We start from the raw sequence: 12,158 nt of genomic DNA, 5'->3' as shown, positions 1-12,158 counted from the left end.
ATGTCAACGTTGGAAATCAAGGACCTGTATGCCTCGGTGGAAACCAAGGACGGTCGCAAGCAGATTCTCAAGGGTGTCAACCTCACCGTCAACTCCGGTGAGACGCATGCCATCATGGGCCCGAACGGCTCCGGAAAGTCCACGCTCGCCTACACTCTGGCCGGCCACCCCAAGTATGAGGTCGATTCCGGTCAGGTGCTGCTCGACGGTGAGGACATTCTCAAGATGACCCCGGACGAGCGAGCCAAGGCCGGTCTGTTCCTGGCCATGCAGTACCCGGTCGAGGTCCCCGGCGTCTCCATGACGAACTTCCTGCGTACCGCCAAGACCGAGGTGGACGGCAAGGCCCCGGCCATCCGCACGTGGGCCAAGGAGCTCGGCGAGGCGATGAAGCGGCTGCGTATGGACCCGAAGTTCGCATCCCGTTCCGTGAACGAAGGCTTCTCCGGCGGCGAGAAGAAGCGTGCCGAGGTATTGCAGCTGGAACTGCTCAAGCCCAAGTTCGCCATTCTCGACGAGACCGACTCCGGTCTTGACGTCGATGCGCTGCGCATCGTCTCCGAGGGTGTGAACCGTGCCAAGGATGCCAATAACTTCGGCATCCTGATGGTCACCCACTACACGCGCATTCTCAAGTACATCAAGCCGGACATCGTGCACGTGTTCGCCGACGGACACTTCGTGAAGACCGGTGGCCCCGAGCTGGCCGACGAACTCGAGGAGAACGGCTACGACCAGTATCTGCCGGAAGGTTCGGATTCCGAAAGCGCACTGGCGTAAGGTACTTGATTGACCGCCGAGGGACAGGACACATGATGTCCGACACACTCAAGGCCGTTTGGCCGAGCCTACAGTTGGACATCATGCGTCCCGTCCCTCGGCTCACGCCAACTATTGGTTTACTGAAGCGAAAAGACGATATAAGGGGGAAAGCATGGTTGATTTTCAAGCGATTCGGGACCAATTCCCGATCCTGAATCAGCAGATCCACGGACACCCGCTGGTGTACCTCGACTCGGCGGCCACGTCGCAGAAGCCTCAGACGGTCATTGACGCGGAATCTGAGTTCTACCGCACCATCAATGCCGGAGTGCATCGTGGTGCACACGAGCTGGCCGCGCTGAGCACCGAGGCCTTTGAACAGGCCCGCGCCAAGGTTGCGGCACTGGTCGGTGCCAACGCCGCGGAGGGCGAAGAGGAGATCGTCGTCACCGCAGGTGCGACGGCGGGACTGAATCTGCTGGCCACCGCTATCGGCAACGCTTCGCTGGGTCGCGGGGGAGACGCGGCGAAGCGCTTTGCACTGAAGCCCGGTGACGAGATCGTCGTCAGCAAGGCCGAACATCATTCCGTGCTGTTGCCGTTCCAGGAGCTCGCTGCCCGTACCGGTGCCACCTTCAAGTGGTTCGATCTGGACGATGAGGGACGTGTGCGTTCCGACACCGCCGACGAGGTGATCACCGAACGTACCAAGGTCGTGGCCATCACGCATGTTGGCAACACCACTGGTGCCATTACCGACATCGCGCCGATCATCCGTCGTGCGCACGAGGTGGGCGCGATCTTCATTCTTGACGCCTGCCAGTCCGTGCCGCATCTTGCGGTGGACTTCCATGCCCTGGATGTGGACTTCGCTGCGTGGAGCGCTCACAAGATGTACGGTCCTACCGGAGTCGGATTCCTCTACGGGAAGCGCGAGCTGCTCGAGGCGTTGCCTCCGGCCAATTTCGGCGGTTCCATGGTCGAATTGGCGTGGATGGACCAGCCTGCCCAGTACATGGCTCCACCGGCACGATTCGAAGCCGGTACGCAGCCCGTCGCACAGGTGGTGGCCGCAGGCGTGGCCGCCGACTGGATGCGATCCGTGGGTATGGAGAACATCGAGGCCCATGAGAAGACCATCGCTGCCGAACTGCTCAAGCTCGGCGATATCGATGGCGTACGCATCCTCGGTCCGCGCGAAAACGTGAATCGTATCGGCACGGTGGCGTTCGATGTGCAGGGCGTGCATCCGCATGATGTCGGCCAGTTCATCGACGCGCAGGGCATCGCCATCCGCGTGGGACATCACTGCGCTCAGCCGGTTCACCGTCATTTCGGTCTGTTCGCATCCAACCGTGCATCGAGCGGCGTGTACAACTCGGTGCAGGATGCTCAGGCATTGGTGGAAGCCGTCGGCAAGGTGCGGGCCTTCTTCCGCGTTTGACGGCATAAGGCATCGGCATCAAGGTGGGCCTACGATCGGAATCATGATCCACGTGGCTCTCATAGTGCAACGGGAAGGTGGCGCGTCCGAGTCGACGATTCGCACGCGCCGCCTTCCCGTTTTCGCTGGGAGAGGTACGGCGCGTCCAAGTCAGGGCGCGCCACTAGGTTAGAGGGCATGGCAGATTACGGAATGAGCGGAGAAGAGCTCGAGCAGATGTATCAGGAGGTCATTCTCGAGGCTTCGAAGGCTCCACACGGCAAGGTAGATTTCGCATCCGGTACCGGATCTCATTCGACCATCGGAGTGAACAGCCTCAGTGCCGGAGAAAGCAAACTGAGCGCGACCCACGAATACTGCGTCCCGGCTCAGTCCCATCAGTTCAACCCCACATGTGGTGACGAGGTCACCGTTCGCGTGGAGATTTCGGACGGTAGCGACGGCAAGCCCCAGCATATCGAGCATCTGATCTGGGACGGTCAGGGATGCTCCATCTCCCAGGCCAGTCTTTCGATTATGGTGGATCTTGTGGATGGCAAGACCGTGGACGAGGCCATGGATCTCTTCCACGCATTTCATAAGCTCATGGAATCCCGGGGCGCCGGTCTTAACGATGAGGCGATGGAGGAGGAACTCGGCGATGCCGTGGTCTTCCAAGGCGTCTCCCGTTACCCGATGCGCATCAAGTGCGCATTGCTCGGCTGGGAGGGATTGAAGGATTCCATGGCACAGGCGTTGGCTCAGATGAACGCAAAGGAGGCGTAACGATGGCCGATAACAGCAATCTGGTTCCCGAACCCAAGGATTCGATTTTCGCATCCGTACAGAACGTGTTGGGAGATGAGAAGGCGGCACGTCAGGTGATGGCTAATCCGAACCTGATTAACAGCGTGCAGGCACAGTCTGCGGAAGACGGATCTGCACCTGCCGCCGATACCTGCGGCTGTGGCGATGGTCATGGCGCGTGCGGCTGCGGGGGAGAGGATCCCGAGGACGGTGGCATCGAGCTGAAGGCCGTGGACGATATCGGACGTGCGACTGCCAAGGATGTGCAGGAGGCCATGCATCAGGTCATCGATCCCGAACTGGGCATCGACGTCATCGATCTTGGTCTGGTCTATGGCATTGAGATCGACGAACTCGGCAGGGCCATCATCACCATGACCCTTACCACGCCGGCATGCCCGCTCACCGATCTCATCGAGGACGAGACGGCAAGCGTGCTCGCCGGTCTGGTGGAGGAGTTCCGCATCGACTGGACCTGGACACCCGCGTGGACGGTCGACAAGATTACTCCCGAGGGACAGGCCCAGCTGTCCGCACTGGGATTCAACTTCAACAATCTGCCTACGTACGGCGCATGATCGGCGTGGCTCGCTGACGGGCAGTGGATATGTCGGCGAGCCACGTTCAGGAGCATCCTATCCAGGAGCAGAAATTGTGCCCCGATAAGTAACGGCAGGTTTTGCTGAGACCAAATTGTCTACGTATAGAGAAAGCCGGTACCGAATCACAATGGTTCGGTACCGGCTTCCTCTGGTTTTGGTCTATGGGCTGTTCCGAGTGTTCTGAGACAGACGATCAGTCGGTGACGATCGTGCCCTTCGGGACCACGGTGATGCCTTCGGCGGTTACCGTGAATCCACGCTCGAGATCACGTTCGGTGTCGATGCCGACGGTCGCGTTTTCGGTGAGCACGACGTTCTTGTCCAGAATCGCCTTGTACACGCGTGCGCGACGGTTGATCGTGACGTTGTTGAACAGGACGGAGTCCACGATCTGCGACCACGAGTGGATGCGCACATTCGGGGAGATGACCGAGTGATGCACCTCACCACCGGAGATGATCACGCCGGGGGAGATGATCGAATCGGTGGCGTGGCCAAGACGGTCACGGCCGGCGTGCACGAACTTTGCCGGCGGCAGCGAACCGGCATAGGTGTAAATCGGCCAGTCCGTGTTGTACAGGTTGAACTCGGGGACGTAGGCGATCAGATCCATGTGGGCATCATAGAACTGCTTGATCGTACCCACGTCACGCCAGTAGGCGTGATCCTTCTCGGTCGAACCGGGGATCTCGTTGGTCGTGAAGTCGTAGACTCCGGCCTCGCCGCGAGAAGCGAAGTAGGGGGCGATGTCGCCACCCATGTCATGCTTGGTGTCCTTGGCCTTCTCATCCTTGCGCAGCGCATCGAACAGCGCGTCGGTGTTGGCCACGTAGTTACCCATGGAGGCCAGCATCATCGAGGGATCATCCGGCAGACCCTGCGTGGTCGCGGGCTTCTCCTCGAAGTGGGTGATCAGTCCGGGATGGTTCGGATCGGTGTTGATCACACCGAACTGGTTCGACTGGCTGATCGGCTGACGAATGCCGGCCACGGTGAATTCAGCTCCGGACTCGATGTGCGATTCCACCATCTGCTGGAAGTCCATGCGGTAGACGTGATCGGCACCCACGATCACCACGATGTCGGGCTTGACGTCCTCGATGATGTTGATCGTCTGGTAGATGGCGTCAGCGGAACCGAGATACCAGTGCTTGCCGAGACGCTGCTGAGCCGGAACGGGGGAGACGTAGTTTCCCAGCAATGACGAGAATCGCCAGACCTGGGAGATGTGACGGTCCAGTGAATGCGACTTGTACTGCGTCAGCACGATGATGTGGCGGAAATCGGAGTTCACCAGATTGCTCAGCGGGAAGTCGATCAGGCGGAATACACCGCCAAACGGCACGGCCGGCTTGGCTCGGTCGCGAGTCAGTGGCATCAGGCGCGTGCCTTCACCACCTGCCAGCACTATCGAGAGCACTTTCGGGTTTCTCTTCATGGGTATCCCCTGCCTTCTACTCGTCGGTGAGTTGAAACAATGCTTCTATAATCTCACAAAAAACATGATTATGTGAGCGGCTGGCGGGGTGTTGCGTGTTTTTCGTTAATCGTTTGCCGCATCGTCACCCGATGGACATGTTTGTGTCGCAGGAGCGATGCGGCAACAACCGGTCGCCGGATGATTCAGCGTCGGCGTGTCGCCCAGAACGTGACGGCGCTGGAAGCCGCGACATTCAAGCTATCCACGTCATGGCTCATGGGGATCTTCACCGTCAGGTCGGCGTTGGCGATGGTGTGGCGACTCAGGCCATCCCCTTCGGTGCCGAAGATCATCGCAAGCCGATCGAGGTGCCCCGGTGTGTCGGGCGTGTTGTTCAGCCGTTCCACCAGATCATCCAGTCCGATTGAATCGTCGGTGAGTGCGAGCGCCGCAGTGGTGAGGCCGCATGCGCGCAGCTCTTCAAGTCCCTTCCACGGCCAGTAGTGCGTGTCGTCTCCTCCGATACGCGTCCACGGCACCTGAAACACCGTTCCCATCGACACGCGGGCGGCACGGCGATACAGCGGATCCCCGCAGGACGGAGTGACCAGCACGGCATCCACGTCGAGTGCGGCGGCCGAGCGCATCAGTGCACCCACATTAGTGGGGTCAACGATGTTCTCCATCACGGCGACGCGTGACGCCCCACGGCAGATGTCCTCGACGCTGGGCAGTGTCCAGCGTCGCATGGTGGCCAGTGCGCCGCGATGCAGCCGGTATCCGGTGATGCGTTTCAGCTCCTCGCTGGTGGCGATGTAGACGGGAACGTCTGTGCCCCAGCGCGCGTCGACCTGTGCGAATTCGGATTCCATGCCGGACAGCCATGATTCCTCGACGAGGAAGGAGACGGGTTCGACGTCCGCGGCGAGCGCCCGGTCGATCACCTTGGGGGATTCGGCGATGAACATGCCCATGGATGGCTCGAGTCGGTTGCGCAGCTGCGGTTCGGTGAGATGCGTGAACGTGACGAGACGTTCGTCGTCGATGGAGTCGATGTGAATGTAGCGCATGATTCCTCCCAGCCGTCGTTGCGGCGTCGCCGGGAACCGGAGTCGTGGATGGTGAAGTCGGTCGGCCCCTCGGCTTGGACAACAAAAAACCCGGAAGTCGTAACTCCCGGGTTATTCGGTGTCCGGAGCGGGACTTGAACCCGCACGGTTGTATAAAATAACCACTAGCACCTCAAGCTAGCGCGTCTACCATTCCGCCACCCGGACAGGTGCCGTGCTTGGCAACGACATGAGACTCTATCATCACTATGGGGGTGCCTGTCAAATCGATATGAGCCTTCGGCGTGTCGCGCTGGTTTGCCGGATTTCTGGGGTAAGGATCGAAACGTGGGTCTTAAAGGGGCCCCGGCCTGTCTCGGCCGCGAGGAGTGTCAGTCTGCGAATGCCGATCCGCTGGAGCCGCAGGCCCCGATGGTTTGCGACTCGCACCGCTTCCGCATCGCGCACGATCATCAAGCGGTCTCGTCACCGGCAAGACCGCCTCGTCGCCGGCATGATCTCCACCATCAAACCCCGATCCGTTCCGGGTCGAACCGGTCACGGCCATCGACCAGGGCATCATCACCGACGCCGACATCGACATCGACACTGACATCGACATCGACGAGATCCTCGCCGACCAGAGACTCGACACCACCCGCGACCCCAGTACCGAAAACCCATGCCTGGCGTCAACCATGCCCCCAACACACCTGCCAACCACGCCTTGGGACATGACGTCAACCATGCCCCAACACATGCGTAAACTATCCGCTCGAACTAGACAATCTGGGTCAAACCGGACAGAGGTCTGGGTCAAACCGGACATATCAGATTCCGACCAACCCCGTTCCGGGTCGAACCGGACACGGGTCTGGGTCGAACAGGACAGAAGTCTGGGTCAAACCGGGTCATGAGCACCGGCTCTGGGTATAACCATGTCACGAGCCCCCTCTTTTCCGCCGCTAACCTACCCGGTTATACCCAGATGTCCGGTAATACCCAGAATGAGAGTCCGCAATACCCAGAGCGGGAGCCAACAAGCCGTCCACGGCCGAAACCCGGATGACCATCGGCGAAACCCGAAACACCATGCCGGAATACGAGAGAGAAAAAGAGAAGAGAAAAAGGGGGAGAGGAAGAGAGAAGCGGGAGAAGCGGGTCCGGCGTCGGAGAAGGGCGACGGATAACCGCCAACACACCGACGACGCATGCGAATAAGACCCACGTTGTGACTCGTAACCCGACTTCCATACCTAGATCGAATGGCCATCCAACGACTGGACCATCAGACACACATTCCGGCTTATAACCCAATAAGTCCGTGCCGCGTCCCCGCTGACTGCCGACGGGGATGCGGCACGTGTGAGTTGAGAGAGAGTTTGACGATACGCAGAAACCCCGGATCCGCAGGGGATGCCGGTTTGGGTTATAGGCCAGAAATGTCCCACGCGGGAGGGGAATGCAAAAAGACCCCTTGATTTTCAAGGGGTCTTGATGGTGTCCGGAGCGGGACTTGAACCCGCACGGTTGTATAAAATAACCACTAGCACCTCAAGCTAGCGCGTCTACCATTCCGCCACCCGGACAGGTGCCGTGCTTGGCAACGAGATGGAACTATAGCATCTCGTCATGGGTGCGTGTCAAATCGGATTGTTATCCGGCGTGTCGTATACGTTTGAGCCATGACGTTTCCGCTTTTTCTGATTGACCCCGATACGGACGAGACCCCGGTGAACAGCGACGAGCTGCATGACGGCTGGGTACTGACCCTTCCGCAAACCGTGGCCCGTCACGCGTTCAAGTCGATGCGCCTCGTCGAGGGCGATCGACTGCAGTTGTCCGACGGCCGGGGATTGCGCATTCTCGCCACGGTCCACGATCCGCAGAATCGGCAGGTGCGCGTGGACGAGTTCTCGCGAGAGCCGGCGGCGGTGACCCGCCTCGCTCTGGTGCAGGCATTGGCCAAATCCGGAAGGGACGAGCAGGCCATCGAGACGGCCACGGAAATCGGCGTGGATCGTGTGGTGCCGTGGCAGGCGAACCGTTCGATCGTGCAGTGGAAGGGCGGCAAGGAGGCCAAGGCTGCGGCCAAATGGAGACAGGTGCTTGACGCCGCCACCGAACAGTCCCGTCGCGCATGGGCCCCGGAGCTCGGCGACAAGGTATCCAGCAAACAGATTGTGGAGATGTGCCTCCGTGCCGGCGTGCATGGCGACCTTGTGGTCGTGCTGCATCAGGATGCCACTGACACCTGGGACGGTATCGAGAACAAGGTCAGGGCCATGGGGGAGCGCTGTCTGGAGGATGGGCGTCCGCGTACCGTGAGCGTGGTCGTCGGTCCCGAGGGCGGCATCAGTGAGGAGGAGGTGGCCGCATTCGTGGATGCCGGTGCCTCGGCGGTGGTGCTTGGCCGCAACATCATGCGCGCGTCGAGTGCGGGTCCGGTAGCGCTTGCACTGCTGGCACGTGCGCTTGGACGTTTTTCCTGACCGCTGATTTCGGGCTTATTCCACGGATTTATCCGAAGTGCGCAATAGCATGAAGACGCAGTGCCACCAATGCAAGGAGGAAGCGTGAGCCAGGAAAACGACTGCCTGTTCTGCAAGATCATCGCCGGAGACATCCCCAGCACCAAGGTGTATGAGGACGATACCGTGTACGCGTTCAAGGACATCAATCCCAAGGCCAAGGTGCATGTACTCATCGTGCCCAAGGACCATTATCCGAACGTTGCCGCTCTGGCCAAGGATGATCCCGCACGGTTGGCTCACATCGTGGAAGTGGCTCAGTCCATTGCCGATTCGGAGTTCCACGGCGAATATCGTCTGGTGTTCAACACCGGTGTGGATGCCGGTCAGACGGTGTTCCACGTGCATGCGCATGTGCTCACAGGCGAGGTGCTTGACGAGTAGTCGGACCGGTTCGGGACGGATGTCACACAACGCTGCTGATTGCTGCTGATTGCTGATCGAACCACACGAACGGAAAGAGACAACGACCTAACGTGGCCACAACAACACGTACCATTACGCTCCCGCCGGAACTTGACCCCGTCGCCGTGCTCGGCCCCGCCGATCAGGTGATCCGTGAAGTCGAGCGGGCGTTCCCGGAACTTACCATCATTGTGCGGGGCAACCGCGTGGCGATCATGTCGCGCTCGCGGCAGACCGAGGCACAGGCCAACAAGGCGCAGGAAGTCGTCGACGCGATCATTCACGCGGCGTACAGCGCTCCCATGGATGCGGATACGGTTCGACGCATGCTCGCATCCCATACGAGCCTCGCCGCGGCCAAACGTGAACGACCGGTTCGACGTGGCGCGTCGTCCGATGCCGCGGATAGGGGGCGTGACGATCGGGGAGTCGTCGTGCAAACCGAGCGGAAACGTCCTCGCGTACCCGGTGTCATCACCTTCGCACTGGGCGCTCCGGTTCGTCCGAAGACGCCTGGACAGATCGCCTATGTCAACGCGATCGAAAACCATATCATCACCTTCGGCATCGGACCGGCTGGAACCGGAAAGACCTATCTGGCCGTGGCCAAGGCCGTGCGCGCCTTCGAGGATGGGCAGATACATCGCATCATTCTGACCCGTCCGGCGGTGGAGGCGGGAGAGAGCCTCGGATTTCTTCCCGGCACGCTCAGCGACAAGGTCGATCCGTATCTCCGGCCGCTCTACGATGCATTGAGCGATATGCTCGGCTCCGACCAGCTGCACCGGTATCTTGCGGATGGCACTATTGAGGTGGCGCCGCTCGCCTATATGCGAGGCCGTACGCTCAACGACGCCTATGTGATCCTTGACGAGGCGCAGAACACGACCGAACAGCAGATGAAGATGTTCCTCACCCGTCTGGGATTCAACACACGAATGGTCATCACCGGTGACATCACCCAGATCGATCTGACTGTGCCGAGTTCCGGTCTGAAGACCATCGAACGCGTGCTGCATGACATCGACGACATCGCCTTCGTGCATCTGAAGCCGGAGGATGTGGTGCGTCATGAGCTGGTGGGCAAGATCGTGGAGGCTTACGGACGCTACGATGAGGAACACCGGACGCGTCATGATCGGCGGTCGGGCACGCGCAATCACAGCAATGATCAGGAGAATAGCAACGCATGAGTGTGGACGTTACCAACGAAACCCCATGGACCATCGATCCCAAGGTGTTTTCCGATTTGGGCGTTTGGGTGCTCGATCAGATGCGGGTCAGTGTACAGTCCGATCTGACGATCATGTTCAACGATCCGGAGTCCATGGCCCAGTTGCATGAACGGTGGATGAACCTTGAGGGGCCGACGGACGTGATGAGTTTCCCGATGGACGAGTTGCGCCCGGGCAATGCCCGATTCACTCCGGAGGGGGTGCTCGGCGACATCGTCATCTGCCCGTACGTCGCCGCGGAGCAGGCACGCGCCGCAGGACACTCCACCATTCAGGAGATGCTGCTGCTCACCATCCACGGCACGCTGCATCTGCTCGGCTACGATCATGCCACTCCCGAGGAGGAACGTCAGATGTTCGGGTTGCAGCGTCAGCTGCTGCTCACCTTCCTCGCGTTGCGCCCCGGTGTGCTCGACGACGTGACATTGCCGCCGGGAGCGCCTGACCTTCTCGCCCGGTACGACGCCACTCATAGGGACGGTCGGTCCCGTTCCGCGAGGGGCTGAGCAGGAGTTGATGATGGTGAGTCTGAACGATCCCACGATTCCGGCAGTTGTCGCAATGGCGTTGGCGGCGCTATTGCTGGTGTGGTTCTCTCTGGTCATGGCCTCCACCGAAGGGGCTGTGTCACGAGTCACGAGATCCAGTCTGAACAATCTCATTCTTGATGTGCAGACCGGACCCGACAGCCAGTTCACCAAGATGAAGCAGATTGATCGGATTCACAGAGTGCAGCGGCTCGTCGCCGATCGGTTCGCCACTTCGGGTTCGTGCGCGTTTTTCCGCATCGTGTGCAACATTCTCGATGGTGTTTTGGTGGCCAGCATCGCCGACGCGCTGGGTGCTCCGTTATGGATGACGTTGCTGGTGGGAATCCTGTTCGCTTTGATTGTGGGTGTGGTCTCCATCCTGGTACGTCCGCGCAGCACTGGGGCAAGCAAGCCGCTCCAGATCATGCTCAAGCATTCCCGAGTGGTGTCGTTCGTGGCATTGCTGACGCCGTTCGCTCGCGTCAATGGCATCGGTCGTGGATCCGGCAAGGCGGAACTGTCCGACGATGAGGAGCTGGAGAAGATTCACCTTGAGCAGGGACGCGCCATGATCGATCGTCTGGTCGAGACGAACGATTTTGATCCGGAGATCTCCGAGATGCTGCGCAATGTGCTCACGCTTTCCGAAACGCTCACCAGAGAGATCATGGTGCCGCGAACCGATATGATCTGCATCGGCCGCAAGGAACGACTCGGTAGCGTGTTGAAGATGTTTTCGCGTTCCGGATTCTCCCGTGTTCCGATCATCGGCGATTCGGTGGATGATCTGGTCGGCATGGCGTATCTTAAGGATGCCGTGAAGGCCGTGGCGTTCAATCCGGCTGCCGCCGATCGTCCCGTCGAATCCATCAGCAGGGACCCGTTGCTGGTTCCTGAATCGAAGCCAGTTGACGATCTGTTCCATCAGATGCAGCGACAGCGCCAGCATGTGGCCATTGTCGTCGACGAATATGGCGGTATTGCCGGACTCGTCACCATCGAAGACGCGCTGGAGCAGATCGTGGGCGAAATGGAGGACGAGCACGATCGCACGCAGAAGTCGGAACCGGAGCGAATCGGCGAGGGACGGTGGCGGTTCCCCGCACGTGCACCCATCGCCGATATCGAGGAGATCTTCGAGATTGACCTTGACGAGGATGATGTCGATACGGTGTATGGACTGCTCACCAAGATGCTTGGTCGGGTGCCTCTGGTCGGATCCAGTGCCGTCACGCATGGTCTGAAACTCACGGCCGTCGATTCCGCCGGACGGCGTAAGAAGGTGTCCACCATTCTGGTCGAGTCTCTTGGGTCCGTCACCGATAAAGGGGCCAACAAGGAGCTGCTGCACAAGGACGATCGTCAGGATGGCGGCGATGCCGCATGATGGTGAG

The 12,158-nt window shown here is 60.0% G+C and carries 11 protein-coding genes and 2 tRNA genes; 9 read left to right on the top strand and 4 right to left on the bottom strand.

All coding sequences use genetic code 11. The features are described from left to right. The 4 genes from sufC to EP30_RS04645 all read left to right on the top strand — a co-directional run bounded on the left by sufC (position 1) and on the right by EP30_RS04645 (position 3,570). The gene (gene sufC / locus EP30_RS04660) at positions 1–780 is read left to right on the top strand and encodes a Fe-S cluster assembly ATPase SufC (RefSeq protein WP_094665286.1); all 780 of its coding nucleotides are present in this window, start codon (positions 1–3) and stop codon (positions 778–780) included. A 154-nt stretch (positions 781–934) separates the two neighbouring features. Then, positions 935–2,206, top strand: a complete 1,272-nt coding sequence (locus tag EP30_RS04655) for a SufS family cysteine desulfurase (RefSeq protein ID WP_140556579.1) — start codon at positions 935–937, stop codon at positions 2,204–2,206. 177 nt (positions 2,207–2,383) lie between these two features. Further along, a complete protein-coding gene (gene sufU, locus EP30_RS04650) occupies positions 2,384–2,971 on the top strand; it encodes a Fe-S cluster assembly sulfur transfer protein SufU (protein WP_094665290.1) in 588 nt (195 codons plus the stop codon). A gap of 2 nt (positions 2,972–2,973) precedes the next feature. Beyond that, complete coding sequence (locus EP30_RS04645; protein ID WP_140556577.1) at positions 2,974–3,570, top strand: metal-sulfur cluster assembly factor; 597 nt, start codon at positions 2,974–2,976, stop codon at positions 3,568–3,570. Positions 3,571–3,787: 217 nt separating this feature from the next. Here EP30_RS04645 and glgC read toward each other — a convergent pair whose 3' ends face one another. The 4 genes from glgC to EP30_RS04625 form a co-directional block, all read right to left on the bottom strand. After that, the gene (glgC, locus tag EP30_RS04640; protein ID WP_140556575.1) at positions 3,788–5,032 is read right to left on the bottom strand and encodes a glucose-1-phosphate adenylyltransferase; all 1,245 of its coding nucleotides are present in this window, start codon (positions 5,030–5,032) and stop codon (positions 3,788–3,790) included. Between the two features lie 185 nt (positions 5,033–5,217). Beyond that, positions 5,218–6,084: an RNA methyltransferase gene (locus EP30_RS04635; protein WP_140556573.1), complete on the bottom strand. Its 867-nt coding sequence runs from the start codon at positions 6,082–6,084 to the stop codon at positions 5,218–5,220. Positions 6,085–6,203: 119 nt separating this feature from the next. Next, positions 6,204–6,291 (bottom strand) — tRNA-Leu (locus tag EP30_RS04630). A gap of 1,270 nt (positions 6,292–7,561) precedes the next feature. Then, positions 7,562–7,652, bottom strand: a tRNA-Leu gene (locus EP30_RS04625). A 96-nt stretch (positions 7,653–7,748) separates the two neighbouring features. Here EP30_RS04625 and EP30_RS04620 point away from each other — a divergent pair. From EP30_RS04620 to EP30_RS04600, 5 genes are all read left to right on the top strand, one after another. Next, positions 7,749–8,555 carry a 16S rRNA (uracil(1498)-N(3))-methyltransferase gene (locus tag EP30_RS04620; RefSeq protein WP_140556571.1) on the top strand — a complete coding sequence of 269 codons (807 nt, stop codon included), beginning with the start codon at positions 7,749–7,751 and terminating at the stop codon, positions 8,553–8,555. 84 nt (positions 8,556–8,639) lie between these two features. Continuing rightward, positions 8,640–8,978, top strand: coding sequence for a histidine triad nucleotide-binding protein (locus tag EP30_RS04615; RefSeq protein ID WP_140556568.1), 339 nt, complete (start codon positions 8,640–8,642; stop codon positions 8,976–8,978). A 92-nt stretch (positions 8,979–9,070) separates the two neighbouring features. Continuing rightward, positions 9,071–10,192, top strand: coding sequence for a PhoH family protein (locus tag EP30_RS04610; protein ID WP_140556566.1), 1,122 nt, complete (start codon positions 9,071–9,073; stop codon positions 10,190–10,192). Continuing rightward, a complete protein-coding gene (gene ybeY / locus EP30_RS04605) occupies positions 10,189–10,740 on the top strand; it encodes an rRNA maturation RNase YbeY (protein ID WP_094665306.1) in 552 nt (183 codons plus the stop codon). Before EP30_RS04610 ends, ybeY begins: the two co-directional genes overlap by 4 nt. Positions 10,741–10,753: 13 nt before the next feature. Then, positions 10,754–12,151, top strand: a complete 1,398-nt coding sequence (locus tag EP30_RS04600; protein WP_094665308.1) for a hemolysin family protein — start codon at positions 10,754–10,756, stop codon at positions 12,149–12,151. The last annotated feature ends 7 nt before the right edge of the window (positions 12,152–12,158 follow it).

Origin of the sequence: Bifidobacterium sp. UTCIF-39 (assembly GCF_006408715.1) — a bacterium.
In the GTDB taxonomy this organism is placed as follows: domain Bacteria; phylum Actinomycetota; class Actinomycetes; order Actinomycetales; family Bifidobacteriaceae; genus Galliscardovia; species Galliscardovia tissieri.
This window is presented reverse-complemented; position numbering and strand designations above follow the sequence as displayed.